Below are 24,678 nucleotides of genomic sequence, written 5' to 3'. Positions count from 1 at the left end.
TGCTCACGGGGCGCGGCGGGCAACGGGGGCGGAGCGGCGGGGGCTCTTCCCCCGTCGGGCCGCATCCTAGGGATCGCCGCGAAGTCCCGCGACGCGACCCGCCGCCGCACGGGTGCGTCACGCGGCCGCGGCGCTCCGGCGGGACGCATTGGGCAAGAAAAAAGGGGGATCGGCGGGCCGGACGGCGTTCGCCCGCCCCCGCGATCCCCCGCGCGACTCACCCGTTCGTTATCCCCGTCCCCGTCCGGGCGACGCTCACGGCCGCATCTTCTTGAGCTTCCGCTGCAAGGTGCGGCGCTCGATGCCGAGGATCCGGGCCGTCTGAGAGATGTTGCCGCCGCAGTCGGCGAGCACCTGTTGGATGTACTCCCACTCGTTCTCCGCCAGCGTGGGCGGGTTGTACTCCTTCGGGCCGACCGGCTCCCCCTCCCCGCGGTGCAGGGCGGCGAGAATCTCGTCGGCGTCCGCCGGCTTAGTCACGTAGTTCAGCGCCCCGGCGTGGATCGCGTCGACGGCGTTGGCGATCGAGCCGAACCCGGTCACGACCACGCACTTCGTCTCCGGGGAGAGTTCCCGCAGGCTCCGCACCACGTCCAGCCCGCTGCGGCCGGGCATCTTCAGGTCGACCACCGCCAGCCCGGGCGGCTGGCGCCGCACCTGCTCGATGGCGGCGTCGTAGCCGTCGGCGGTCATCACCCGGTAGCCGCGCTCGCGGATCGCCTCGGCGAGGCGGTCCCGGTACAGGTCGCTGTCGTCCACGATCAGGCAGCAGCCGGGGTCGACGTCCGAGGCGCCCGGGACTCGCCCCGGGACGGCGGCGGTCGGGGGCTGCTGCGCAAACCCGGGCGTCGAGGAGGTGGTCAGAGACATGGCGACGGAGACGAACTGGCGGGGGCTCACGCCGGGCGGCGGGCCGGAAGGAAAATGTGGGCGGTGGTGCCCCGCCCCGGAGCGCTGTCGAAGGTCAGCGATCCGCCGAGCCGTTCGATGACCGCGCGGGCGAGGAACACTCCCAGGCCGGTTCCCCGGCCGGGCTCCTTGGTGGTGAAGAACGGCTCCCCGACGCGGGCCAGCACCGCCGGCGACATTCCGGGGCCGTCGTCACGGATGGCGATCCGCAAACCGTCTGCGTCGTTCACGCCGATCCGGGAGGATTCTACCCCCTGCGGCAGGCCGTCACACCCCCCCGCTCCCCCGGAGACGCGGACCGTCACCGGGCCGCCGTCCGCGGCACAGGCCGCATTGTGCACCAACCCCCGCAACGCCTGGGCCAGCCGGACCAGCGGGACGTGCAGCGTCGGCGGGGCGGCGGGGTCCTCGGCGACGACCCGCACCACGCCCCGCTCCCGCAAACCGGTCAGCGTTTCCTCGATCAGTTCCAGCGGCGTGACCTCCGCCGGCGCCTCCCCGACCGCCTCGCCGGCGTCGGCGCTCATCCGGTCCAGGATCGACCGGCAGGCGTTCACCTCCCCGCGGATCAGCCGCACGTCCCGCAGGTTCTTTTCGTCCGCGTCGGGCGTCGGCTTGCCGTTCGCCGCCCGCTCGATCCGCCGGCTGACCTCCTTCGAGACCACCGCGATCGTCCCCAGCGGGGTGCTCAGTTCGTGGGCGGCGCCGGCGGCGAGCGTGCCGAGCGCCTCCAGCTTCTGGGCCCGGGCCAGTTCCGCCTCGACCGCCCGCACCCGGGCGTCCCGCTGCCGCACGCGGTCCCGCAGCAGCGTGGCGAAGTACACCACCGTCCCGCTGCACGTCAGGAAGGCGACGAACCGGCCGGCCGTCAGCAGGGAGATGCGGCCGACCTCCAGCAGCGGCGGCTGGGCGTGCGGGATGCCCGGCAGCGGGTGGTGGTCGGTTAGGATGAACCCGAACCCGAGCACCGCGACGGCGTCGCAGGCCCACGCCCAGCGGGTCGGCAGCAGAGCCGCGGCGAGGGCGAGGTTCACGAAGTAGAACCCGTAAAACGGGTTGTTCGGCCCGCCGCTGAAGAACAGCAGCGCCGTCAGCAGGGCGACGTCCAGCAGCATCGCCGCCCCCAGCGCCGGCACGAGGCTGCGATCCGGCTCCCCCGGCGGGCCGTGCTCCGGGTGGGCGGTCAGCCAGGCGGCGAGGGCCACGTTCGTCCCGGCCGTCAGCGCCACGACCCACAGCAGCGGGACCGCGTCGAGGCTCAGCCCCAACCCCCAGCAGACCGTCGCGATCGTCACCAGCTGCCCCGCCGCCGCGACCCACCGCAACTGCACGAGCCACGCCGCGGCGTCCGCGTGCGGCCCGGCGTTGGCGTCCCCGGCCCGGGGGCGCCCGGTCAGCGTTCTGAGCCAGCGACGATCCAGGGCGCCGGCGAGCCGTCCGCCGGTCATTCGCCCGCCCCCGTCGTCGCCGCCGCGGACTTCGTTTCGTTGGAGGACTCCCCGGAAGAGGCGTCGAACGCCTCGGCAAGATCCTCACGGAAGGCGGGTTCGGCCCGGGAGCCGCGGTCGTCCTCGTCGTCGCCGTCGTCCTCGGAGGCGTCGTCGTCCGACTCCCCCGCGGCCTTGAGTCGCGCCAGTTCCGCCCGGGCCCGGCGGGCGAGCACGGAGCTGTTCCAGCCGTACTCCTCCGCCTTCGCCAACAGCCGCCGCTGCGAAGCCCCCGGCAGCCGGGCGACGGCGGCGTGACAGCTCCAGGAGAGGTTCGGCCGGCGGTTCTCCCGCGGCACCCGGCGGGCGACGGATTCGTACCGTTGCAGCAGGCTGGCGGAGATCTGCCCCTCGCACACCTGGCTGAACATCTCCCCGAAGCGTTCGTCGCCGGCATTCAGCAGGTCGCCGATCCACCAGGCGGCGCCCTTCTGGCACCAGAGGGCGAACCGCAGCGGCCCGGCGAAGGCCTCCACGGTCGGCCGGCCGGCGATGCGCACCTCCGCCGGCCCAAACCGGAACGGGCCGAGCGGCAGCGTGTCGGGCTCCTGATTCACGGCGGACGGCGGCAGGGGGAGGACGGAAGGACCGGATTCTACCCGTCCGCCGCCGTCCTTCCGCCCTCCGCCTGCTCAATTCCGCCATTGGACGAGGCGACCGCGATGCCGCCGGCCTGCTCCACGACGGGGCTCTTAGCGTGATCGTCCTGCAACAACCCGTGCCGGCGGAGGAGCCACAGCTCCGGGGTGATCTCGTTGACCATTGCGCCCTGGTGGAACAGCCGCACGATCGCCGATTCGCTGACGACCACCGCCACCGCAGCGGTCTCCCGGGTGACGGAGGCCGCCGCCATATGCCGGCTGCCCAGCCCCAGCGGCAGGGAGACGCCGGCGCTGCGGGTGTCGAAGTAGCGGGCCGCGTGGCAGACGGTGCCGTCCTCCTCCACCACGAACCCGCCGTCGAGCTGGGCGAGTTCCTTGATCGTCTCCCGCACGTCGTTGGAGGAGATGTGCCGCACGTCCCGGGGGTGCTCCGAGACCGGGTCGAGGATCAGCGGCCGGCTGACGGTGCGGACGTTGTCGCAGTCGCCGATGGCGAACAGGGTGCCGACGCGGCGCCCCTCCCGCCCTTCCCGGGCGATCTCCACGGCCAGGGTGATGACCGCCGTGAGGGTGTCCGGCGGCACGCCCCGCCCCGGGCAACACAGGCGGGCGATCAGATCGCTCTCGGCGGACATCGCGGCGCCAGGGGAGGGGGACCGAAACCGGAGCCGTGGCTCCGGCGCTGGAAGGAGCGGAGAGGGCGGGATTCGAACCCGCGGTCGGGATGAACCGACGCCGGTTTTCAAGACCGGTGCAATCGACCACTCTGCCACCTCTCCAACACCGGCGGGCTCGAAAAGAGTCGGGGCCGGCGTCGTCGCCGGTGGGAACCGGCGAAATGGATGCTACGACACCCCCCCGCCCCTGCCAATCGCCGGCTCCCGATGTCCGACCCCAGCGCCGCCCCCGCGTCCGACGTTCCCGCCCCGGAGCGGACCTTCCTCGCGGACGTGCTGGCCGGACTCTCCGGCGAGCCCAAATCGCTGCCCTGCAAGTATTTCTACGACGAAACCGGCAGCCGCCTGTTCGAGGCGATCACCGCCCTGCCGGAGTACTACCCCACCCGGACCGAGGCCGCGATCTTCCAGAATCAGGCCGAGCCGATCGCCCGGTTCGTCGGCCCGGAGGCCGTGCTGATCGAGTTCGGCAGCGGGAACAGCGAGAAGACCCGGGTCCTGCTGGACGCCTGCCGGGACCACGTCGGCGGCCTGGCCGCCTACGTGCCGCAGGACATCAGCGGGCCGTTCCTCGAAACCGTCGCCGGACGGCTGCGCGCCGAGTACCCGGACCTGCCGGTGCTCCCGGTGGTCGGGGACTTCACGCAGCCGGTCCCGCTGCCGGAGTTGCCGCCGCACCGCCGCCGCGTCGGGTTTTTCCCGGGCAGCACGATCGGGAACTTCGGCCCCGGGGCGGCCGCCGGGGTGCTGCGGACCTTCCACGACGCGGTCGGCCCCGGCGGGGGGCTGATCCTCGGGGCGGACCTCATCAAGGACGCCGCGACGCTGGAAGCCGCCTACGACGACGCGGCCGGCGTCACGGCGGAGTTCAACCGCAACCTGCTGACCCGCATCAACCGAGAACTAGGGGCCGACTTCCCCGTCGACCGCTTCCGGCACGAGGCCCGCTGGAACGCGAAGCAGAGCCGGGTCGAGATGCACCTCGTCGCCGACGCCGCCCTGTCCGCGACGGTGGCCGGCCGGCGGTTCGACTTCGCCGCGGGCGAATCGATTCACACGGAGAACAGCCACAAGTTCGACCGGCCGATGCTCGACGCCCTCGCCGCGGAGGCGGGCTTCGCGATCGACACGGTCTGGACGGACCCGCGGGAGCTGTTCGCCGTCGCCGCGATGACCGCCCAGTAGATCACCCGTAACGCCGAGCCCCCGCGGGGCCTCGGCGTTACGCGGGCAGGGAAGCGACGGCGCGACAGTTGGGGGTCTCCCACAGTTCCACCCGGGTGCACCGTACGCCCAGCGGGCCGAGCCGGTCCGGGCAGACGCGGGTCAGCAGGTAGTCCGCCAGCGCCTCGGCGGTGGGGTTGAGGGGCAGCGTGAACAGCTTGCAGGGCTCCACCGCCCGCACCGCGGCGATCGCGGTCTCGTCCCCCTCGTACAGCAGGAAGCCGTGATCCCACTCGCGGTCGATCCAACCTTTCAATTCCGCCTTGATCGCGGCGAAATCGACCACCCGGCCGACGTCGTCGAGGGCGTCGGCCGTGACGTGGAACTCCGCGGCGTAGTTGTGCCCGTGCAGGGCGGCGCACTTGCCCTCGTGCCCGAGCAGCCGGTGCCCGGCGCAGAACTCGATCCGGCGGACGACGGTGAGGTGCGCCCCGCTCACGATTGGTAGGAGGAGGACGCGAGGTTCACCGCGTTCCCCTGCCCGACCGGCACCTTGCGGTAGAAGCAGGAGCGCTGCCCGGTGTGACAGGCCCCGCCGCCGGCCTGCTTCACGCGGAGCAGGATGCTGTCCTGATCGCAGTCGGTCAGCAGTTCGACGACGGTCTGCACCTGCCCGCTGGTGGCGCCCTTGTGCCACAGTTCCTGCCGGCTGCGGGACCAGTAGACCGCCTCGCCCTTCTCCAACGTTTGGGCGAGGCTCTCGGCGTTCATGTAGGCCTGCATGAGGATCGTCCCGTCCTCGGCGTCGACGGCGATCGCGGGGATCAGCCCGTCGGCGTCGAACTTGGGGGCGAACGGGGCGTCCGGGGCTTCCAGCTCGGCCTTGGAGCCGCGGGGGGCGAAGGTGGCGGTCATGGCCTCAGTTTACCGCCGAGGCCGTCCGACCGTCAGGGAGCCGGCTCCCTGACGGTCGCAGTTCCGACAGGCTTCGTGCGGACGTCTCTACAACGCAAGGTCCGCTTTTACCGCGGCGAACTGCTCCGCGGCGAAGGTGAGGTCGTCGCGGGTGTGGGCCGCGGAAACCTGCGTCCGAATCCGCGCCTGCCCCTTCGGCACCACCGGGTAGCTGAAGCCGATCGCGTACACGCCGCGCTCCAGCAGCTTGTCGGCGAAGCGGCCGGCGAGGGCGGCGTCGCCGAGCATCACCGGGGTGATCGGGTGCTCGCCGGGCAGCACCGACAGTCCGGTCTTCGCCAGGCTCTCCCGCCAGTGGGCCGTGTTCGCTTCGAGCGTGTCGCGGAGGGACGTGTCCGCTTCGAGCATGTCCAGCACCGTCAGGCTCGCGGCGACGATCGGCGGGGCGACGGCGTTGCTGAACAGGTACGGCCGGCTGCGTTGGCGGAGCAGGTCCACGATTGGTTGCTTCGCCGCCGTATAGCCGCCGCTGGCGCCGCCGAGCGCCTTGCCGAGGGTGCCGGTGGTGACGTCGATCCGGTCCATCACCCCGCAGTGCTCGTGCGTGCCGCGGCCTGTCTGGCCGAGAAAGCCGGTGGCGTGGCAGTCGTCGAACATCACCAGGGCGTCGTACTTGTCCGCCAACTCGCAGACCGCGGCGAGGTCGCAGATCACCCCGTCCATCGAGAACACCCCGTCGGTGGCGATCAGCCGGAACCGGGCGTCCTTCGCCTCCTTCAGTTTCGCTTCCAAGTCCTTCGGGTCGTTGTTCTTGTACCGGAACCGCTGGGCCTTGCACAGCCGGATGCCGTCGATGATCGAGGCATGGTTCAGGCTGTCGGAGATCACGGCGTCCTCCGGGCCGAGCAGCACCTCGAACAGCCCGCCGTTGGCGTCGAAGCAGCTGGGATAGAGGATCGTGTCCTCTGTGCCCAGAAAGCGGGAGAGGCGGGCCTCCAGCTCCTTGTGCTTGTCGTTCGTGCCGCAGATGAACCGGACGCTGGCCATGCCGTAGCCGCGTTCGTCCAGTTCGGCCCGGGCGGCGGCGAGCACCGCCGGGTGATCGGCGAGGCCGAGGTAGTTGTTGGCGCAGAGGTTCAGCACCTTCCCGCCGGGCTCGGCGGTGACGCGGGCGTCCTGCGGGGAGTGCAGAACGCGTTCGTTCTTGTAGGTGCCGGCGTCGCGGATGCCGTCCAGTTCGGCGGCGACGTGATTGAGGAAACGGTCGGACGGGGCGGCGATGGCTAATTTCCTTCGGACAGCAGTTCGGCGACGGTCGGCGTCCAACCGTCGAGCGGCGCGGGCAGGGCGAGGCGATCCTGCTCCCGCAGAAAGGTGGGTTCGTCGTCGGGGTGATAGAGGACGGCGGTGCGACGTAAGGGGTTGAGGACGACGACGCGGTCGGTTCCGACGGCGAGTAAATCGTCCACCTTTTCCAGGACGGAGTGCGGCGTGTCGGCAACGTCCACGACTTCGAACGCCAGTTCCGGTCCGATTGTAGGATAGTCCGTGACGGGACAGCGCCGCCCACGGACCCGCTCATAGCTATAGAGAGCGACTTCGATCTGACGGACGGTATCGGGATCGCGGTGAGTCATGCAGCCGACGTTCAACACGCGCCACTGAGCCAGATCGACTCGTTCGATCAGTTGGCTGAGAACGCGGCCGTGCACTGCCCCGTGCAGGAGCCCCGGCCACGGCTGGACCGTCAGCATTCCGCGGGTGAGGGTCCATCGGCCGTTCCGAGGGTCTTCCATCCGCTGAAAAGCGTCGGCAGTGACTGGCGCAGGGAACGACGCACTCATCGGGATCAGTTCCGTGATCGACCGGCGAAACCGCAAGCGGCTCCGTCAGGCGTCTCTCCAGTCGAGGATCACTTTGCCGCCGCCGGCTTTCATGGCGGCGAAGCCCTCTTCGAACTGATCGTACCGCAGCCGGCTGGTGATGACGGGGGTGACGTCCAGGCCGCTCTGGAGCATCACCGTCATCTGGTACCACGTTTCGTACATTTCGCGGCCGTAGATGCCCTGGATCGTGAGCATATTGAACACGACCGTGTTCCAGTCGATCGCGATCTCCTCGCTGGGGATGCCGAGCATCGCGCACTTGCCGCCGTGGCAGAGGTTCGCCAGCAGGTCGCGGAACGCCGAGGGGTTGCCGGACATTTCGAGCCCGACGTCGAAGCCCTCCTTCATGCCGAGTTCCCGCTGAACGTCGGCGAGTTTTTCCTTCGTCGGGTCGACGACGCGGGTGGCGCCCATCTGCTTCGCCAGGGCCCGGCGCTCCGCGTTGGGATCGGTGGCGACGACGAAGCGGGCGCCGGCGTGTTTGGCCACGGCGACGGCCATGCAGCCGATCGGGCCGCAGCCGGTCACCAGCACGTCCTCGCCCAGCACCTCGAAGTGCAGCGCCGTGTGCACCGCGTTGCCGAGCGGGTCGAAGATCGCGGCGACGTCCGTGTCGATGTCGTCGGCGTGGTGCCAGACGTTCGTCATCGGCAGGCTCAGCCGTTCGGCGAACGCCCCCGGGCGGTTCACCCCCAGCCCGATCGTGTGGGCGCACAGGTGCCGGCGGCCGGCCAGACAGTTCCGGCAGCGCCCGCAGACGACGTGCCCCTCACCGGAGACGATCTCCCCCGGGTGGAAGTCGGTCACGTTGGAGCCGGTGTCCAGCACCTCCCCGACGAACTCGTGCCCGACGACCATCGGCACCGGGATCGTTTTGCGGGCCCAGGCGTCCCACTGGTAGATGTGCAGGTCGGTGCCGCAGACGCCGGTCTTATGGACGCCGATCAGCACGTCGTTCGGGCCGACCTCCGGCTCGGGGACGTCTTCGAGCCACAGCCCCGGTTCGGGCTTGGCTTTCACGAGCGCTTTCAAATCTCCACCGCATTCGGGGTGAGGGGGGTGACGGGCGAGCGGCGAACCGGCATTCTCCGGCCCCTTCCCCGCTCCGTCCACCCGCATCCAGACGCCGGATTACCGCATGGCCCACCGCACCCTGCTCCGCGGCGGCGACGCCGTCCTTCCCGTCGGCTCCGGCTTCGAAACCCGTCGCGTCGACGTGCTGCTGGACGGCGGCACGCTGAAGATCGACCCGCCCGCCGCGGTTCAGGCCGACGAGATCGTCGACTGCACCGGCAAGCTGATCTTTCCCGGGGTGATCGACGATCAGGTGCACCTCCGCGATCCCGGCCTGACGCACAAGGAAGACCTCCGCACCGGCACCCGGGCCGCGGCCGCCGGCGGGGTCACGACCGTGCTGGAGATGCCCAACACCAAGCCCGCCACCGTCACCCGGGCCCTGTGGGAGGCGAAGAACAAGATCGCCGAGGAGAAAGCCCTGGTGAATTGGGGCTTCTACCTGGGCGCCACGCCGGACAACCTCGACGAACTGAAGGCCGCGGATCCCGACGTCACCTGCGGGATCAAGATCTTCATCGGGTCCAGCACCGGCAACCTGCTGGTCGACGCCCAGGAGGCGCTGGAGGCGATCTTCGCCGAGACGACGCTCCCCCTGTGCGCCCACTGCGAGGACGAGGCGACCGTGCGGGCGAACCGCGAGGCCGTGCGGGACCGCCTCGGCGAACCGCCCTGGCCGATCCGGGTGCACAGCGACATCCGCAACGAGGAGGCCGCCGTCGTCAGCGTGCGGCGGGCGATCGATCTGGCGACCCGGCACGACCACCGCTTCCACGTGCTGCACGTCTCCACCGCGGGGGAACTGCGGGAGATCGCCCAGGCCGGCCCGCAGATCACCGCGGAGGTCTGCCCGCATCACCTGTTGTTCGACACCCGCGACTACGACCGTCTCGGCAGTCGGGTGCAGATGAACCCGGCGATCAAAAGCGCCGCCGACCGGGCCGCGATGTGGCAGGCGCTCGCCGACGGGGAGACGATCCAGGTCGTCGCCACCGACCACGCCCCGCACACGCTGGAGGAGAAGGCCGCCGACTACCCGGACTCCCCCTCCGGCCTGCCGGCGCTGGAGAACAGCCTGAGTTTGCTGCTCACCCACGGCCCGGAGCGCGGGGTGACCGTCGAGCGGATCGCCGAGGCGATGTGCGACGCCCCGGCCCGCGTGTGGGGCCTCGTCGGGAAGGGGCGGTTGGCGGACGGCTACGACGCCGACGTCTGCATCGTCAATCCACACGAGAGCTTCACCGTCCGCGACGCGGAGCAGGTCACGAAGAACCGGTGGAGCCCCTGGGACGGCGAGACGCTGACGGGCCGGGTGACGGACACGTTCGTCGGCGGGCGGCGGGTCTTCTCGCGCCGCGGCGGAACGACTACGGTGGACGGCAGCCCCCGGTTCGACGAGGGCGTCCGCGGCCGGGCCGTCCGCTGCGACCACGCCCGCGGCGGCTTCCACGCCACGCCGGACGGCATCGGCCCCGCCTGACCCTGGAGACGGATCGCATGACCCGCAAGCTGCTGGCCGCCGCCTGCGGTCTCGCCGCGGTCGCCGGGTTGGGGCTCACCCTCGCGGCCCAGACCGCGGACGACGCGGCCGTCGTCCGGCTTACGCCGACCAAACGCTACCCCCACGACGCCCGAGCCTTCACGCAGGGCTTCGCCTGGCACGACGGCGTTCTCTACGAGGGCACCGGCCGCCACGGAACCAGCGTGCTGCGAACCGTGGATCTCGAAACCGGCCGCACCAAGGCCTTCCGCAAGCTGGACGACCGGCTGTTCGGCGAGGGCGTCTGCGTGCTGGGGGACGAGGTGTTTCAGCTCACCTGGCAGAGCGGCTGGGCCTTCGTCTACGACCGCGAGACCCTCACCGCGAAGCGGCGCTTTCGCATCGCCGGGGAGGGCTGGGGCCTGACGACCGACGGGAAACGGCTGATCCTCTCCGACGGCAGCAGCGTGCTGCGGTTCCTCGACCCGGCGACCGGGACCGTCACCGGCCGCGTCCGCGTGACCGACCGCGGCCGGCCGGTGGACCAGCTCAACGAACTGGAATGGGTCCGCCGGGCCGACGGCGAACCGGAGGTGCTGGCGAACGTCTGGTACAGCCCGCACATCGCCCGGATCGACCCGGCCACCGGCGAGGTGACCGGCTGGCTGGACGGTTCCGAACTCGTCCGCCTCTCCGGGGTGAACGACCGGGAGAAAGTCCTCAACGGCATCGCCTGGGACGAGCAGGGCGAACGCCTGCTGCTCACCGGCAAACTCTGGCCGGCCGTCTACGAGGTGCCCTGGCCGAAAGCCCCGTAGGGTCCGCTGTGCGGACCGTAGACGAAGCGGCGACGTCATCGGAGACGGTCCGCGCAGCGGACCCTACAGGCACAGTTCCACTTCGAGGAACTTCCACGGGTTGCGGCCGTGTTCGGCGGCGAGGAACCGTAGCGTCTCCCAACGCGTCGAGTGCGTCGGGGCCTCGTAGGCCGGCTCCCCCTCCGGCAGATCGAGCAACAGGTCCTTGCGGATCACCATCGCCCGGATCTTCCGCTGCCGGATCGTCCCGGCGGCCTCGCAGGTGAGGCAGACGAGGTAGGTCTCCCCCCGCACCTGCTGACCGAGGTCCCGCCGCAGCAACCCGGCGGCGAACCGCTCCGACAGCTCGTTCAGCACGGCGTTGAGGTAGAACCAGTAGTCGTTCTGCGGCAACGGGAGGGTCGGGTCGGCCGGCGTCGTGCGGCGGGCCGCGGCGGTCACGGCGTCCCGGGCCGCAGCGTTGAGGAACACGTCGCCGGCGTTCATCTCCGCCAGCGTGCGAATCCGCAGCGTCCGCGGGCCGGGTTCGCCGTCGGCCCCTTTCTCCGCGGGGCCCAGCGAGTTCAGGCTGAAGTTCACCCGGTCGAAGAACTCCCGCTTCCGCCAATCCGCCTTCGCCCGGCGGCGCCCGAAGAACCAGCCGACCAGCGTGAACGCCGCCGCGGTCAGCAGTTCGATCCAGTGGTTCTGCACCCGCTGGAAGACGGCGTCGAGGACCTGATTGAGGGTGTCCATGCCGTAGGGTCCGCTCTGCGGACCGATCGCGAAAGGGATCGCGGTTGGTGAGAGCGCGACGCCCCCAGAGCCCGGTCCGCGGAGCGGCCCCTACTCGTCCCACCCCTGCTGCCCGATCAGCGGGACGAACCGGCAGCCGCACAACACCGTCCGGTCGGTTCCCTCCGCCGTTTTGCGGACCCGCAACAGGTCCTGGGTGAAGCGGTCGCCGACCGGGATCACCAGCCGACCGCCCTCGGCGAGCTGCTCCACCAACGCCGGCGGGACGTCTGGGGCCGCGGCGGTGACGACGATCGCGTCGTACGGCCCGTCCTCCGGCGCCCCGAGGGTGCCGTCGCCGGTGCGGAAGGTCACGTTGTCGATCCCCAACTCCCCCAGCGCCTTGCGGGCCGGCTCGGCGAGTTCGGCAAGCCGTTCGACCGTCACCACCCGCTGGCACAGGTGGGCGAGGATCGCCGCCTGATAGCCGCTGCCGGTGCCGATCTCCAGCACGGTTTCGTCGCCGGTCAGCTCCAGCGCCTCGGTCATCATCGCCACCAGCGACGGCTGGCTGATCGTCTGCCCCTCGCCGATCGGCCGGGCGGCGTCCACCCAGGCGGTCGAGCGCTGCTCCGGCGGCATGAGCCGCGCCCGGTCGACGGCGGCGACCGCGGCGATCACCCGCTCGTCCGTGATGCCGCGTCCGCGGAGCGTCTCCGCGAAGGCGGCGGCTTCGGGGGTCGCAGGTTCGGGGGGCATCGGGACACGACGCTGCGGGGGCGGGCGGGCGTCACGCCAGCTTGGCGCGTTGCCACTGCTTTTCCAACCGCTTTTCGATCACCCCCGGCGGGTGTCCCAGGTCCGGGGCCCACAGGCTGACCCGTAATTCCTCGACCAGCCAGCGGAACGCCGCGACTTTCCCGGGCGGATTCTGGGGGTCGTCGCAGCGCTCCAGCCGCCGCTCCAACCGGGAGCGGTAGGGGGCGAGCCGGTCCTCCCGCTCGCCGTCGCCTTTCAAGTCGCCGCTCTTCAGCAGCTCGAACCGCCGATTCGCCGCCTGGACGTAGCGGGGGAACTCGGTCAGGCGGGGCCAGTCGGTCGTGAGCACGAACCGCGGCGTGGCGAGGGCGTCGATCTGTTCGAGCATGTCCAGCACCGCCTCCTCCCACGCCGGCGGATGCGTGGCGTCCAGCGACGCCTTGACCTGCACCAACGCCGGGACCAGCGCCCCCGCCAGTTCGTTCACCTGCCGTAACGCGGACTCCCTGCGGGCCTCCGCCGCCGACTTCATCTTCGCCCAACCCGCGTCGCTGCGAGGCGGTTCGAAGGCGTGCGGGTCGTCGCCGGGGACCAGCGCCCGGTCGGCGACGAGCAACCGCAACTCGTCGGCCGTCACCCCGCTGCCCTCCAGCGCCGAGGGGCCCGGCCCGGCGACGTAGCCGGCGGGGTCGGCCAGAACCAACAGGCGCCGCAGCCCGCCGCGGGTGAAGTGGGTCGCCTTCTCCACGGAGTCGAACAGCCGCACGGAGACCGTCGTGCCGGCGTCGACTAGTCCCGGGTGCAGCGTTTTGCCGCTGACCTGCACGGACTCCGGCAGTTCGCCGAAGTCCCACTGGGTGAGGCCGTCGCGGTGGAACCGCTGCTCCGGCGGGGCGGCGGGGGCGAGCAGCTTCTTTTCGCTGCGGCCGTCCGCCGGCACGGCGACCGTCGCCGGGCCGCCCTCCGCACCGGTCACCCGCACCGTCATGCGGAGGTGCCGGGGGAGTTCGATCGCCTCCAACAGTTCGACCGGCACCCGCTCCCCGCCGATGCGTTGCAGCACGCGGGAGAGTTCGTGCAGCAGGTCGCCCTCGCCGAAGGTCAGCAGGTCGACGACCTCCTGGGCCGTGTCCGGGACGGGGACGAACCGCGTCCGCAGGTCTTTCGGCAGACCGCGGATCAGGGCGGTCACTTTTTCCGCGAGCAACCCCGGCACCAGCCAGCCGAGGCGGGCGGCGCTCAGCCGGTGGGCGTCCCGGCGGTCGACGTGGACCGTCAGCCCCTCGTCCTCCCCCTCGCCGGCCTCGCCGGGGCGGAGGCGGTATTCAATCTTCGCCTCGGCCCCGGAGAGGTTCAGCGCGTCCGGATACTGCTGCGAATCCGGCTCCGCGGCGCCGGTCCGGATGAACAGCGACCGGTCCATCACCAGCGCGTCCCGCTCCTCCTCGCTCGCCTCCTTCAACCACTTGTTGAGGCGGGGCAGGTCGGTGACGCGGTTGGGCAGCTTCTCGTCGTAGAACTCGAACCGGGCCTGCGGGCCGACGAGCAGGTCCTCGCCGCGGGCCTTCGCCTGGAGTTTCTCTGCTTCGACCTGCATCTGCCGGTTGAAGTACAGAAATTCCGGGCCGCCGCTACCGTCGACCGGGTCGACGCCGGGCAGGTCGTATTCGACCAAGCCGTGCTGGATGAACAGCGTGCGGGCCAGCAGGGCGTCGTACTTCGCCAGCCCGGCGGTGCGGCGGGGGACGACCGGGAGGCCGTACAGCGTGACCTTCTCGTCGCACTGGGCAGCGCCGCTGTCCGGGTTCCAGCGGGGTTCGCTCCACTCGTACTTCAGCACGTGCGGGGCGAGCGGCTCGATCCAGCTCGGGCTGATGCGGGCCGCGGTGCGGGCGTAGCGGCGGCCGGTCTCCACCAGCTCCGCGGCCATCGCCCACTTGGGCTTCTTCTTGAAGATGCCGCTGCCCGGCCAAAGCACGCACTTCACCCCCCCGGCGGCGGTGTACTCCGGCCCGTCGTCCGGCCGGTACATCGCCTTGCCCAGCAGCCCGGCCAGCAGCGCCCGGTGGATCGGGTCGTACTTCTCGCCGTCGTGGGACCGCTTCGGCAGCTTGGCGGACCGGGCCAGGTCCGCCAGTTGCCGGTGCACGTCGCTCCACTCCCGCAGGCGAACGTGATTCAAAAAATTCTGGCGGCAAGCCTTCATCAGCTTGCCGCGGGAGAGCGATTTGCGGCGCTCCTGATACCAGTTCCAGATGTTGAGCAGCGTGAGGAAGTCGCTGTCCGAATCGAGGAACGGCTCGTGGGCGGCGTCCGCGGCGCCCTTCTTGTCGACCGGGCGGTCGCGGGGGTCCTGGATCTCCAGGGCGGAGGCGATCACCAGCACGTCGTGCAGCACGCCCTCGTCCGCCCCGGCGACGACCATCCGGCCGATCCGCGGGTCCACCGGCATCGTGGAGAGCGTGCGGCCGAGGTCGGTCAGGGCGTACTCCTCGTCGAGGGCGCCGATCTCCGTCAGCGTTTCGTAGCCGTCCCGCACGCTGGCCGGGCGGGGCGGGTCGAGCAGCGGGAACTCGTCGATCGTGCCCAGCCGCAGCGTGGCCATCTGCAGGATGACCCCGGCCAGATTGCTCCGCTGAATTTCCGGCGGGGTAAATTCTTCCCGGCTCTCGAAGTCCTCCTCGGAGTACAGCCGCACGCAGACGCCCGGCCCCACCCGGCCGCAGCGCCCGGCCCGCTGGCGGGCGCTGGCCTTCGAGACCGGTTCGATCGGCAACCGCTGCACCCCGGTCCGGGCGGCGTAGCGGCTGATGCGGGCCGTGCCGGTGTCGACCACGTAGCGGATGCCCGGCACCGTCAGGCTGCTCTCGGCGACGTTCGTCGCCACCACGATCCGCCGGCCGCTGGCGGGTTTGAACACCTTTTGCTGTTCCTTCACGGAGAGCCGGCCGTAGAGCGGCAGGATCTCCGTCGGCCCGCCGCCGGGCAGCCGGCGGCCGCGGAGGGCGTCGGACACGTCGCGGATGTCCCGCTCGGTCGGCACGAACACCAGCACGTCGCCGGGGCCCTCCTTGCACACCTCGGCGACGGCGTCGGCGAGGTGGTCCTCCGGGTCGGGCTGGTTGTCGTTCTCGTCCGGCTCCGGCAGCGGCCGGTACCGCATCTCGACCGGGTAGGTGCGGCCGCTGACCTCGATCACCGGGGCCGGTTGGAACTCCTCCGTGCCGGGCTCGCCGCTGCCGAAGAACTCGCTGTAGCGGGCGACGTCGATCGTGGCGCTGGTCACGATCAACCTCAGTTCCGGCCGTTTGGGCAGCAGGCGTTTGATGTAGCCGAGCAGGAAATCGATGTTGAGGCTCCGCTCGTGAGCCTCGTCGACGATGATCGTGTCGTAGCGGTTCAGGAACCGGTCGGACTGCGTTTCCGCCAGCAGGACGCCGTCGGTCATCAGTTTGACCAACGTCTTGTCCGTCGTCTGGTCGGCGAAGCGCACCTTATGAGCGACCGTGGGGTTCGAGACGCCCAGTTCCTCCCCCACCCGGCTGGCCACGCTGCGGGCGGCGATCCGGCGGGGCTGGGTGTGGCCGATCATCCCCGCCACCCCGCGGCCGAGGTCCAGGCAGATCTTCGGCAGCTGGGTGCTTTTGCCGGAGCCGGTTTCGCCGCAGACGACGACCACCTGATTGTCGCGGATCGCCTCCGCCAGTTCGTCCCGCCGCCCCGTTACCGGCAGTTCGCCGGGGTAGCTGACCTGCGGGACGGTCGCCTTCCGTTCGTCGAACCGCTCCCCGCTGCGGGTCGCGTCCCGCTCCAGCCGTTCGAGGCTCTTCGACAGCGGCTTGCCCGTCTTGGACAGGTGCAGAACCGTGTTCAGGCCACGTTCGATCTTGAACCGGTCCGCGACCATCACGCCGGCGTTGAGGCGCTCGACGACGAGGTCGATCCGGCCCTTCACTTCCTCCGGCGGCAGCGTTTCGCCGCCGTGCTCGCCGGCCGATTTCTTCTTGCGATTGCGGCGGCGACGTTTCTTCGGGGGGGCGTCGCTCATCGGACGGGGATTGTCGGGCGAAACAACGAAGCGGCAACCGTCTGTGAGCCCGAAGCGCAAGCGAGGGGAGCGACGCGGATCACGGAATGCAGTGTTGCTCGATTCGCCGCATCCCCCCCTCGCTTGCGCTTCGGGCTCACGGCGGAGCGACGGCAGCTAATGCGAGTGCGGGTGCCCGTGGGGGTGGGTGTGCAGCGGGCCGGCTTCCTCGCCCTCGGCGGCGACCCGGTGGGCGTAGCCGTGGGCGAAGACCTCGACCCCGGCGGCGACGGCCACGCCGAGCAGCAGGGCCGCGGAGAGCTTCAGCCGGTCGTGGGAGTGGAATTCCAATTCCGGCAGCAGGTCCGACAGGGCGATGCACAGGAACGCCCCGGCGGCGAGGGCCATCGCGGTCCCGACGACCAGGTGCTCCGCCGGCGCCGCCCCGGCGAGCAGGTAGAACCCGATCGCCCCCGCCGGGCCGATCGCGGCGAACAGCAGGTTGATCGTGCCCGGGTTCCGCCGGCTCCAGGACCCGCCGGGGGCGGTGCGGGCGAGGGTCATCACGGTGACGGCGTCCAGCGGCTTGTGCAGGGCGATGGCGAGGAACGCCCCCAGCCCCGGCAGCGCCCCCAGACCCAACGCCCCCCCGCCGGAGTGGCCGCCCCGCACCGCCGCGGCGAGCGCCGCCCCGTCGATCAGGGCGTGCACCCCCAGCCCGAACGCCGCCCCGGCCCAGCGGGCGGCGCTGGGGTGCGGGTCGTGGTGCGGGTGCCCGCAGCCCTCCTCGCCCCCCTCGTGCTCCACCACCGAGGGCGGTTCGTGGGAATGAAACGGGGCGAACCGCAGGAGGAAGAACATCCCCAGCAGCCCCGCGGCGACGCCCCACAGGGCCGGCTCGATCCGCCCGAAGCCCGCTGCGGCGTGGGGGATCAGGCCGAACAGGGCCACGCCGAGCATCAACCCGCCGACGCAGCTCATCGCCAACTGGAGCCGCAGGTGGGTCAGCCGCACCCGTCCCGGCAGGGCCCCGCCGGCGACGCTCGCGGCGCCCACGGCGAGCGCGTAGACGCAGAGGACGGCGAACTCGGAGGCGCCCGCCCCGGTCAGGAGGGCCGGGGACACGGCGACGGGGGGCATTGCGGGCGCGACGGCGTCGGGAACGGCCCGACATCATGCGATCCGGCCGGCGCTGCGGCAACGCCGCCCCTGTCGGGAGTTCGCAGCGCCCCTAAAACCCTGCGTTTCCCGCTCTCGTCCCCGACGTATCCGAATCATGCCCGGTTTCCTGATCCTCGGGGCGAGCAGCGACATCGCCGCCGACCTCACCCGCCGCCTGCACGCCGCCGGTCATCAGACGCTGCTGGCCGCCCGCGACGTCGATTCGCTGACGAACCTCGCCGCGGAGACGGACAGCCAAACCGTGCGGTTCGACGCCGCCGACGGCGCCAGCGTGCAGGCCGCGTTCGAGGCGGCCCAGGAACAGTTCGGCCCGTTTCAGCGCGGCGAAGGACGGGGCGGCGGGGGCTTCGCCGGGGCCGCGAACATGGTCGGCTCCTTCCTGATGAAAGCCGCCCACCTCACCACCGACGAGGAGTGGGCCGACACGCTCCGCACGAACCTCGACAGCGCCTTCCACTGCGTGCGGGCCGCCGGGAAGACGCTGCGGGACGGCGGGAGCGTCGTACTGATGGGCTCGGTGGCGGGGCGGATCGGCATTCACTCCCACGAGGCGATCGCCGCCGCGAAGGCCGGCGTCGCCGGGCTGAGCCGCTCCGCCGCGGCGACCTACGCCCACCGCGGCCTGCGGTTCAACTGCGTCAGCCCCGGCCTGACGCAGACGAAGCTGACCCAACGGGTCTGGAAGAGCGAGCCGGCCGCGGAGGCCAGCCGCGACATGCACGCCCTGCACCGCCTTGGCGAGCCCGGCGACGTCGCCGCCGCGGTCGCCTTCCTGCTCGACCCGGCCCACGACTGGATCACCGGCCAGGAGATCGGCGTCGACGGCGGCCTGAGCGCCGTCGTGGTGAAGAACCAGAAGCGGAGTTAGCCGCCCTCTTCAAACACGCGGCGAACGGCCGGCGACGCTCAGCCTATAAGGCAACCCAACTCGCCCGTCCTTGGCAACCCGTTTGAACGGACTCGGGGCGCGAGCAAACCCTGATGAAGTCGCCGTGAAGCCCGCGGGAGGGCCTTGCGGTTTGCCTTCGGTTCGCCAGACTGCCGCGATGCTCAGCGAATCCGGTTGCCGCCAACGCCGTGCCAAGCTCTGGGCGCGGCTGCCCGACTCGATCACCGCGGCGATCGTCGCCGATCCGCGGCACGTCAGCTACCTGACGAACTTCCGGGTGCAGCCGCTCTCCTTCAGCCGGGGGGAGCGGGCGATTCTGCTGCTCGAACGGGACGGCGGCTCCGACGCCCGCGACGGCGCCGGGAAGGCCACCCTCGCCGCGGACAACTTCACCGCGAAGTCCGCCGACGGCGAGGCCTTCTGCGACGACTTCCTGCAAACGCCCTGGTACGACCACGCTCACAGCGTGACGAACCGGGACCACGCCACCTTCGCCGCCCTCGCCAAACGCGGCCCCCTCAGCGGCAAGACGGCGCTGGAAGGGGAATGGTGCCCGGCGCTGGTCGGCGAAATCTGCCGCGACAGCCTCAAGACCGACGCGGTTCTGCACTTCGAGTGCCCGGTCGACGGCAAGCGGCATTCGCTGGGGAATCTGCTCCGCGATCTGCGTCGGCAGAAACTGCCGGACGAGATCGAATGCCTGCTGCAATGCATGAAGGCCGGCGACGCCGGACACGCCAAAGCCTTCGAGGTGATCCGCCCCGGCGTGACGGACCTGGAGGTCTACAACGCCGTCAGCACGGTCTGTAACGAAACCGCCGGCCGGCCGGGCATCGTCTACGGCGACTGGCGCTCCACCCGGCAGGGCCGCGGCAAGGCGGGCGGGTTGCCGGTCGGCGAAAAACTCGAGCAGGGGGACCTGTTCATCCTCGATTACTCCTTCGTCCTGGGCGGTTACCGCAGCGACTTCACGAACACCTACGCCGTCGGCGAGCCGTCGGACCGGCAGCAGGAGCTGTTCAAGGCCTGCCGCTCCGCTCTGAAGGCCGGCGAAGACGTGCTGAAGGCCGGGGCCAAGGCCAGCGCCGTCTACGACGCGTGCAGCGGCGTGCTGGAGGAGGCCGGTTTTGGCAAGCTGTCCCACCACGCCGGCCACGGGCTGGGCATGGGCCACCCGGAACCGCCCATCGAGGTGCCGGAGAGCGACGACGTCCTCCGCGAGAACGACGTCGTGACGCTCGAACCCGGCAGCTACCATGACGACATCGGCGGGGTGCGGGTGGAGCACAACTACCGCATCACCGCCGAGGGCTTCGAGCGGCTCAGCAACCACCGCATCGCCCTCACCCCATGACGGCCGACGCCGGCGATCCCCTCGGGTGGGTCGCGGAGGAGCTGGAACGGCTGGACGCGGAGGGCCTGCGGCGGCCGACGCGCGTCTGCCGCACGCTGCCCGGCGGCCGCGTGGAAATCGACGGTCGCGAACTGTGGAACTTCGGCTCCAACGACTACCTGGGGTTGGCCGCGTCCCCCCTGAGCCCCGACCGTGAGGAAGGGGCCGTTCTGACGGGCGCGGGCGATTCTCCCCCCGACTCTGTCGCGGACGGGTGCGAACGGCCCCTTCCTTACGGTCGGGCCTCGGCGTTACCGTGCGGCGCCACCGCCTCCCCCGCGGTCGTCGGCCGCTCGCCGGAGGTCGCGGAGCTGGAACGCACGATCGCAGAGTTCGAGGGGACCGAAGACGCGGTCGTCTTCCCCACCGGCTACGCGGCGAACCTCGGCACGGTCTCCGCCCTGACCGGCCCCGGCGACGCGGTCTTCCTCGAACGCGACTGCCACGCCTGCCTGGTCGACGGGGCAAGGCTCGGCGGCGGCCGGCTGCGGGTCTGGCGCCGCGGCCCCGGCTGGGCCGGGGGGCTGCCGAAGCTGGAGCGGGAATTGCAGAAAGCGGCGGACGCCCGCCGGCGGTGGATCGTGACCGACGCCGTCTTCAGCATGGACGGGGACGCCGTGCCGCTGCCGGGGCTGCTCGAACTCGCCCGGCGATACGACGCGGCGATCGTCATGGACGAAGCCCACGCAACCGGCGTGTGCGGCCGCGGCGGCCGGGGCTGGTGGGAAGCGTGCGGGACGGAAGTTGAGGACGCGCCGCCGACCGACCCGCGGGTGATTCGCACCGGCACCCTGTCGAAAGCCGTCGGAGCGGCCGGCGGGTTCGTCAGCGGCTCGCAGTCGCTGTGCGACTACCTGCGGCACACCGCCAAGAGCCACATCTTCAGCACCGCCCTGCCGCCGGCCGTGGCCGCAGCGGGGACGGCGAATCTCCGATGGATCGCTTCGCCCGCCGGCGCCGCCGCCCGGGAGCGGTTGGAACGCACCGGCACGCGGCTGACCCGCGCGCTGCGGGACGCGTTCGGCGTCGACCGCCTGCCGGGGACCGAGGGCTGCCCGATCGTGCCGCTCCTGTGCGGAGACCCTAACGCCGCCGTGCGGGCCTCCGCCGCGCTCGCCGAGGCCGGGTTCTTCGTGCCGGCGATTCGGCCGCCGACGGTGCCGCGGGGGACCAGCCGGTTGCGGGTCTCCCTCTCCGCCGCCCACCCCGACGAGGCGGTCGACGACCTCGCCAACGCTCTGATTCACCTCCTGAAAGACGCCGCGTGAGCGACGCCGTTCCTGAGTTCATTCGCGCCGGATTCCCCGACGGGGCGAGCTTTCGCACGTTCACGCCGCCGACCGGCGACGGCCAGTCTTCCTCAAATGGGGGGGGCGCCGCTCGGATGGCGTACGTCGAAGCCGGCGAAGGGTCGCCGGTGCTGTTCGTGCACGGGAACCCGACGTGGTCCTGGATGTACCGCCGGGCGATGGGGGCCGTGGCGGGTTCGCATCGGGCGGTCGCCGTCGATCACGTCGGGATGGGCCGCAGCGACAAGCCGGCGGAGTACCCCTACCGCCTGAATCAGCACGCGGAGAACCTGCTGGCGCTGGTCCGCGAACTCGATTTGCACGACGTGACCCTCGTCGTGCACGACTGGGGCGGGCCGATCGGGCTGCTGGCCGCGGTGCGGGAGCCGGGGCGGTTCTCGAAGCTGGTAATCTCCAACACCGCGGCGTTCCGCAGCGACCGGATGCCGTGGCAGATCGGCCTGGCCCGCTCGCCGATCGGCGGGTTCCTGCTGCGGGGGCCGAACCTGTTCGTCCGCGGCCTGATGCGAGACTGCGTCGTCCATCCGGACCGCATCTCGGCGGACACCCGCCGCGGGTACTTCCAGCCCTACGGCAACTGGGCCGACCGCGTCGCCCTGCACCGCTTCGTGCAGGACGTGCCCACGAAGCCGGGCCACCCCAGCTACAAGCACCTCGTTGAACTGGAGGAGGGCCTGCCGACGCTCGCGGACAAGCCCACGCTGCTGCTCTGGGGCGAGAAGGACTGGTGCTTCGGCCCGCCGTTCCTGGAGGAGTTCCAACAGCGGATGCCCCACGCAACGACCGTCGCCCTGCCGGCCGGGCACCTCGTGATGGAGGACGAGGCGGAGCGGTATTGCGGAGCTCTGGCGGACTTCGCCGGGTGACGCTACCGAGCCCCGACCGTAAGGGAGGGGTCGCTCACCCGCGTCCGCCGTCGCCGGGCGGGTCCCCTCGCTTGGAACGGCCAGAACGGCCCCTCCCTCACGGTCGGGGCTCGGGGTTACGCCGCCGGCGGCTCGATGCCGAAGTCGCGGACGGTAAACAGCGTTTTGAGGGGCACGCCGGCCGCCTCGAAGGCCGCGGCGCCGCCCTGCAGGCGATCGACGATGGCGACCACGCCGCAGACCTCGGCGCCGTAATCCCGCAGGCGTTCGATCGCTTTCAGGCTGGAGCCGCCGGTCGTGACGACGTCCTCGACGACCAAGACGTTCTGCCCGCCCTGCAACGGCCCCTCGACGTAGCGGCCGGTGCCGTGGCCCTTCGCTTCCTTGCGGATCATTGCGCCGACCAGGTCGGTGCGGTCGGACAGGGAGAGGACGCCGCCGATCAGCGGGTCAGCGCCGATGCTCATGCCGCCGACGGCGTCGTAGTCCCAGTCCGCGGCCAGCTCCAGGAAGCCGGCGGCGATCAGCCGCAGCCCCTGCGCGTGCAGGGCGACCTGCTTGCCGTCGAGGTAGTACGAGCTCTTCTGCCCGCTGGCGAGGGTGAAGTCGCCGAACTTCAGCGCCCGTTCGAGGACGAGGGCGTGGAGGGCGTCGCGGTCGTAAGTGACAGACAAAATTCCAAGACCAAGAAATCAAGAACCAAGGGATAACGGGCGGCGGCGGGCCGCCGGACCGCCAAATCAATCTGGTTCTTGATTTCTTGGTCCTTGGGATTCCCCGCGCCGCGGGCTCAATACAGCGACTTGCCGATCGAGTCGAGGATCGTCTGGCTGAACACGCCGGGTTCGTTCACGCCCCACATGCTGCGGACGAGGTCGAAGGAGAGCACGCCGACGAGCAACAACAGCAGGGTGCCGGCGCCCAGCAGGCTGACGGTGACGCCGTCGAACTCCGCCTCCGGGGCCCGGGCGTAGCCGCCGGGGGCGAACTCCGCCCGGCTGGCGCCGCTTTCGAAGTCGTCGTCCTCGAAATCGGCGTCGGACGCTTCGAAGACGTCCATGTCGTCGTCGTCGTCTTCGGCGAGAATCTCCGCGGAGGCCACGCTGCCGGTGGCGTCGTCGGACTCGAACTCGTCGAAGTCCTCCTCCAACTCGAACTGGCTGGTGTTCCCGCCGGCGGGGGCTTCGACCGGATCGTCGAAGTCGTCCTCGTCGTCTTCGAACAGGATGACGGAGGTGTCGGCGCCGCCCTCCTCGTCGTCGGCGACGGAGTAGCCCTCGTCGTCGACGGCTTCCAGGTCCGCCTCGGTGGCGCCGGGCCCGCGGGCGGCGGCGGCGCCCGCCCCGGCGGCGGCGAGGGACTGGGTGGGCGAGGGGGCGTCGTCGTCCTCGTTAAGGAAGTCCAGGGCGATGCCGCTGTCGGCGACGCCGCTGTCGGCCATCACCACGCCGCTGTCGCCGGCCAGGGCGATGCCGCTGTCGTCGCCCAGCAGGATGATGCTGGAGCCGTCCTCCCCGCCGCTGAAGTCGTCCGGGTCGATGGCGCTGGCGGCGTCGGCGGAGTCGGCGTCGGCCAGGGAGGCGTCGCTGTCCTCGGCCAACGCGATGCCGCTGCTCTCGTCCGCCAGGGCGATGCCGCTGTCGTCGTCCTCGTCGGCGAGGCTGAGGCCGCTGTCGTCGTCGCCGCTGACCGTCACGCCGCTGTCGCCCTCCAGGGCGATCCCGCTGTCCAGCGGGCTCTCGAGCATGATGCCGCTGTCGGCGCCGAGGGTGAGCTGGCTGTCCTGATCGAACCCTTCGGACGGGTGGTCGTCGTCCAGCACGTTGGCGCCGACGGCGCTGGAGCCGCCGGGGCGGCGGGCGTCGGAATCGGAGACCAGCGCCACGTCGCTGTCGTCGTCGTCCGCGGCTCCCGCGGCGCTGTCGTCGGCGATCAGTCGCACGTCGCTGTCGCTGCCGTCGCCCAGCAGCACGCTGGACTCGTCGCCGATCAGGCGGACGTCGCTGTCGGAGTCCGACAGGTCGATCGGGCCGCTCCCGGCGTCCTGGGAATCCGTGTCGCGGACGTCGCCCAGGGCGCTGTCGACGGCGAGGCGGACGTCGCTGTCGCTCGCGTCCGTATCGCCGGGGCCGCCGCGGACGATGGTCGGTTCGTCGGCGAGGCCGAGGTCGTCGTCGCCGGCGTCCGCCTCGCCGGGCATGCGGATCTCCAGCGACTCGTCGGAAGCGGCGCCGGCGTCGGCCGGGCCGAAGTCCGGATCGTCCAGCAGGGGAACGTCGGGATCGCTGGAGACCTGCAGGGAGCGGCCGTACTCCTCAATGTCGTCGGCCTTGAACTTCCAGGTGCCGCGATCGGCGAACCCGCGGAGTTCGCCGTCGGCCCGCAGCTTGTTGAGCTTGTCGGCCGGCATCGAGAGACGCTCGGCCGCCTCTTCGAGCGACAGGTACTTCTTGGCGGCCATGCGATCGATCAGACGGTGAGGGGCGGGCGCGTTGAACCCACAGGGGGACGGTCCACGGGGATGGA

Annotated in this window: 22 protein-coding genes and 1 tRNA gene; 7 read left to right on the top strand and 16 right to left on the bottom strand. The window is 71.2% G+C overall.

Annotated features, from left to right (window positions below):
• Positions 1 to 255 precede the first annotated feature (255 nt).
• The 5 genes from ACG2DA_RS00610 to ACG2DA_RS00590 all read right to left on the bottom strand — a co-directional run bounded on the left by ACG2DA_RS00610 (position 256) and on the right by ACG2DA_RS00590 (position 3,777).
• Entirely contained in the window at positions 256 to 870 is a 615-nt protein-coding gene (locus ACG2DA_RS00610) for a response regulator transcription factor (RefSeq protein ID WP_395253512.1), read from the bottom strand.
• Between the two features lie 26 nt (positions 871 to 896).
• Positions 897 to 2,357, bottom strand: a complete 1,461-nt coding sequence (locus ACG2DA_RS00605; RefSeq protein ID WP_395253511.1) for an ATP-binding protein — start codon at positions 2,355 to 2,357, stop codon at positions 897 to 899.
• Complete coding sequence (locus ACG2DA_RS00600) at positions 2,354 to 2,953, bottom strand: hypothetical protein (protein WP_395253510.1); 600 nt, start codon at positions 2,951 to 2,953, stop codon at positions 2,354 to 2,356. The genes ACG2DA_RS00605 and ACG2DA_RS00600 overlap by 4 nt, the downstream gene beginning before the upstream one ends.
• 38 nt (positions 2,954 to 2,991) lie before the next feature.
• Positions 2,992 to 3,633, bottom strand: a complete 642-nt coding sequence (locus tag ACG2DA_RS00595) for a DNA integrity scanning protein DisA nucleotide-binding domain protein (protein ID WP_395253509.1) — start codon at positions 3,631 to 3,633, stop codon at positions 2,992 to 2,994.
• A 57-nt stretch (positions 3,634 to 3,690) separates the two neighbouring features.
• A tRNA-Ser gene (locus ACG2DA_RS00590) sits at positions 3,691 to 3,777 on the bottom strand.
• Between the two features lie 105 nt (positions 3,778 to 3,882).
• Between ACG2DA_RS00590 and egtD the strand changes: the two genes are divergently transcribed.
• Positions 3,883 to 4,860 (top strand): L-histidine N(alpha)-methyltransferase, encoded by a 978-nt coding sequence (gene egtD, locus ACG2DA_RS00585; RefSeq protein ID WP_395253508.1) that lies wholly within the window; start codon positions 3,883 to 3,885, stop codon positions 4,858 to 4,860.
• 37 nt (positions 4,861 to 4,897) lie between these two features.
• Here egtD and ACG2DA_RS00580 read toward each other — a convergent pair whose 3' ends face one another.
• From ACG2DA_RS00580 to tdh, 5 genes are all read right to left on the bottom strand, one after another.
• On the bottom strand, positions 4,898 to 5,338 hold the full coding sequence (locus ACG2DA_RS00580) for a 6-pyruvoyl trahydropterin synthase family protein (protein ID WP_395253507.1): 441 nt from the start codon (positions 5,336 to 5,338) through the stop codon (positions 4,898 to 4,900).
• Positions 5,335 to 5,754, bottom strand: coding sequence for a phosphoribosyl-AMP cyclohydrolase (gene hisI / locus ACG2DA_RS00575; protein WP_395253506.1), 420 nt, complete (start codon positions 5,752 to 5,754; stop codon positions 5,335 to 5,337). Before hisI ends, ACG2DA_RS00580 begins: the two co-directional genes overlap by 4 nt.
• Positions 5,755 to 5,841: 87 nt before the next feature.
• On the bottom strand, positions 5,842 to 7,035 hold the full coding sequence (locus ACG2DA_RS00570; RefSeq protein WP_395253541.1) for a glycine C-acetyltransferase: 1,194 nt from the start codon (positions 7,033 to 7,035) through the stop codon (positions 5,842 to 5,844).
• Between the two features lie 2 nt (positions 7,036 to 7,037).
• Positions 7,038 to 7,550 carry a Uma2 family endonuclease gene (locus ACG2DA_RS00565; RefSeq protein WP_395253505.1) on the bottom strand — a complete coding sequence of 171 codons (513 nt, stop codon included), beginning with the start codon at positions 7,548 to 7,550 and terminating at the stop codon, positions 7,038 to 7,040.
• A 93-nt stretch (positions 7,551 to 7,643) separates the two neighbouring features.
• Positions 7,644 to 8,672, bottom strand: a complete 1,029-nt coding sequence (tdh, locus tag ACG2DA_RS00560; protein ID WP_395253504.1) for an L-threonine 3-dehydrogenase — start codon at positions 8,670 to 8,672, stop codon at positions 7,644 to 7,646.
• Between the two features lie 106 nt (positions 8,673 to 8,778).
• Between tdh and ACG2DA_RS00555 the strand changes: the two genes are divergently transcribed.
• On the top strand, positions 8,779 to 10,194 hold the full coding sequence (locus tag ACG2DA_RS00555) for a dihydroorotase (protein WP_395253503.1): 1,416 nt from the start codon (positions 8,779 to 8,781) through the stop codon (positions 10,192 to 10,194).
• 17 nt (positions 10,195 to 10,211) lie between these two features.
• Entirely contained in the window at positions 10,212 to 11,012 is an 801-nt protein-coding gene (locus tag ACG2DA_RS00550; protein ID WP_395253502.1) for a glutaminyl-peptide cyclotransferase, read from the top strand.
• A gap of 63 nt (positions 11,013 to 11,075) precedes the next feature.
• Here the strand turns inward: ACG2DA_RS00550 and ACG2DA_RS00545 are convergent, their stop codons facing one another.
• From ACG2DA_RS00545 to ACG2DA_RS00530, 4 genes are all read right to left on the bottom strand, one after another.
• Positions 11,076 to 11,747 (bottom strand): hypothetical protein, encoded by a 672-nt coding sequence (locus ACG2DA_RS00545; protein WP_395253500.1) that lies wholly within the window; start codon positions 11,745 to 11,747, stop codon positions 11,076 to 11,078.
• Positions 11,748 to 11,837: 90 nt separating this feature from the next.
• Positions 11,838 to 12,485: a protein-L-isoaspartate(D-aspartate) O-methyltransferase gene (locus tag ACG2DA_RS00540; RefSeq protein ID WP_395253499.1), complete on the bottom strand. Its 648-nt coding sequence runs from the start codon at positions 12,483 to 12,485 to the stop codon at positions 11,838 to 11,840.
• Between the two features lie 31 nt (positions 12,486 to 12,516).
• Positions 12,517 to 16,533 carry an ATP-dependent RNA helicase HrpA gene (hrpA, locus tag ACG2DA_RS00535; RefSeq protein WP_395253498.1) on the bottom strand — a complete coding sequence of 1,339 codons (4,017 nt, stop codon included), beginning with the start codon at positions 16,531 to 16,533 and terminating at the stop codon, positions 12,517 to 12,519.
• Between the two features lie 156 nt (positions 16,534 to 16,689).
• Entirely contained in the window at positions 16,690 to 17,637 is a 948-nt protein-coding gene (locus ACG2DA_RS00530) for a ZIP family metal transporter (protein WP_395253497.1), read from the bottom strand.
• Between the two features lie 151 nt (positions 17,638 to 17,788).
• On the opposite strand from ACG2DA_RS00530, the gene ACG2DA_RS00525 reads away from it, so the two are divergent.
• The 4 genes from ACG2DA_RS00525 to ACG2DA_RS00510 all read left to right on the top strand — a co-directional run bounded on the left by ACG2DA_RS00525 (position 17,789) and on the right by ACG2DA_RS00510 (position 22,152).
• Entirely contained in the window at positions 17,789 to 18,562 is a 774-nt protein-coding gene (locus tag ACG2DA_RS00525; protein WP_395253496.1) for an SDR family NAD(P)-dependent oxidoreductase, read from the top strand.
• Positions 18,563 to 18,740: 178 nt separating this feature from the next.
• Positions 18,741 to 19,937, top strand: a complete 1,197-nt coding sequence (locus tag ACG2DA_RS00520; RefSeq protein WP_395253495.1) for a M24 family metallopeptidase — start codon at positions 18,741 to 18,743, stop codon at positions 19,935 to 19,937.
• Positions 19,934 to 21,244 (top strand): aminotransferase class I/II-fold pyridoxal phosphate-dependent enzyme, encoded by a 1,311-nt coding sequence (locus ACG2DA_RS00515; protein WP_395253494.1) that lies wholly within the window; start codon positions 19,934 to 19,936, stop codon positions 21,242 to 21,244. The genes ACG2DA_RS00520 and ACG2DA_RS00515 overlap by 4 nt, the downstream gene beginning before the upstream one ends.
• Before the next feature lie 116 nt (positions 21,245 to 21,360).
• On the top strand, positions 21,361 to 22,152 hold the full coding sequence (locus ACG2DA_RS00510) for an alpha/beta fold hydrolase (protein WP_395253493.1): 792 nt from the start codon (positions 21,361 to 21,363) through the stop codon (positions 22,150 to 22,152).
• 116 nt (positions 22,153 to 22,268) lie between these two features.
• Here ACG2DA_RS00510 and pyrE read toward each other — a convergent pair whose 3' ends face one another.
• Positions 22,269 to 22,826 carry an orotate phosphoribosyltransferase gene (gene pyrE, locus ACG2DA_RS00505; protein ID WP_395253492.1) on the bottom strand — a complete coding sequence of 186 codons (558 nt, stop codon included), beginning with the start codon at positions 22,824 to 22,826 and terminating at the stop codon, positions 22,269 to 22,271.
• A 116-nt stretch (positions 22,827 to 22,942) separates the two neighbouring features.
• A complete protein-coding gene (locus tag ACG2DA_RS00500) occupies positions 22,943 to 24,613 on the bottom strand; it encodes a helix-turn-helix domain-containing protein (RefSeq protein WP_395253491.1) in 1,671 nt (556 codons plus the stop codon).
• Positions 24,614 to 24,678 lie beyond the last annotated feature (65 nt).

The organism is Alienimonas sp. DA493 (genome assembly GCF_043951915.1).
Taxonomy (GTDB): Bacteria; Planctomycetota; Planctomycetia; order Planctomycetales; family Planctomycetaceae; genus Alienimonas.
Note: the sequence above shows the minus strand (reverse complement) of the source record. Positions and strands in the feature narration are given on the sequence as shown.

Excerpts from the sequence above, each read along its gene's own strand:
- ACG2DA_RS00510 (WP_395253493.1), top strand. The coding sequence starts at position 21,361 with ATGGCGTACGTCGAAGCCGGCGAAGGGTCGCCGGTGCTGTTCGTGCAC.
- ACG2DA_RS00525 (WP_395253496.1), top strand. The coding sequence starts at position 17,789 with ATGCCCGGTTTCCTGATCCTCGGGGCGAGCAGCGACATCGCCGCCGAC.
- ACG2DA_RS00605 (WP_395253511.1), bottom strand. The coding sequence starts at position 2,357 with ATGACCGGCGGACGGCTCGCCGGCGCCCTGGATCGTCGCTGGCTCAGA.
- ACG2DA_RS00500 (WP_395253491.1), bottom strand. The coding sequence starts at position 24,613 with ATGGCCGCCAAGAAGTACCTGTCGCTCGAAGAGGCGGCCGAGCGTCTC.
- ACG2DA_RS00550 (WP_395253502.1), top strand. The coding sequence starts at position 10,212 with ATGACCCGCAAGCTGCTGGCCGCCGCCTGCGGTCTCGCCGCGGTCGCC.
- ACG2DA_RS00555 (WP_395253503.1), top strand. The coding sequence starts at position 8,779 with ATGGCCCACCGCACCCTGCTCCGCGGCGGCGACGCCGTCCTTCCCGTC.
- ACG2DA_RS00545 (WP_395253500.1), bottom strand. The coding sequence starts at position 11,747 with ATGGACACCCTCAATCAGGTCCTCGACGCCGTCTTCCAGCGGGTGCAG.
- ACG2DA_RS00540 (WP_395253499.1), bottom strand. The coding sequence starts at position 12,485 with ATGCCCCCCGAACCTGCGACCCCCGAAGCCGCCGCCTTCGCGGAGACG.
- hisI (WP_395253506.1), bottom strand. The coding sequence starts at position 5,754 with ATGACCGCCACCTTCGCCCCCCGCGGCTCCAAGGCCGAGCTGGAAGCC.
- ACG2DA_RS00515 (WP_395253494.1), top strand. The coding sequence starts at position 19,934 with ATGACGGCCGACGCCGGCGATCCCCTCGGGTGGGTCGCGGAGGAGCTG.
- ACG2DA_RS00610 (WP_395253512.1), bottom strand. The coding sequence starts at position 870 with ATGTCTCTGACCACCTCCTCGACGCCCGGGTTTGCGCAGCAGCCCCCG.
- egtD (WP_395253508.1), top strand. The coding sequence starts at position 3,883 with ATGTCCGACCCCAGCGCCGCCCCCGCGTCCGACGTTCCCGCCCCGGAG.
- hrpA (WP_395253498.1), bottom strand. The coding sequence starts at position 16,533 with ATGAGCGACGCCCCCCCGAAGAAACGTCGCCGCCGCAATCGCAAGAAG.
- ACG2DA_RS00595 (WP_395253509.1), bottom strand. The coding sequence starts at position 3,633 with ATGTCCGCCGAGAGCGATCTGATCGCCCGCCTGTGTTGCCCGGGGCGG.
- ACG2DA_RS00565 (WP_395253505.1), bottom strand. The coding sequence starts at position 7,550 with ATGGAAGACCCTCGGAACGGCCGATGGACCCTCACCCGCGGAATGCTG.
- ACG2DA_RS00520 (WP_395253495.1), top strand. The coding sequence starts at position 18,741 with ATGCTCAGCGAATCCGGTTGCCGCCAACGCCGTGCCAAGCTCTGGGCG.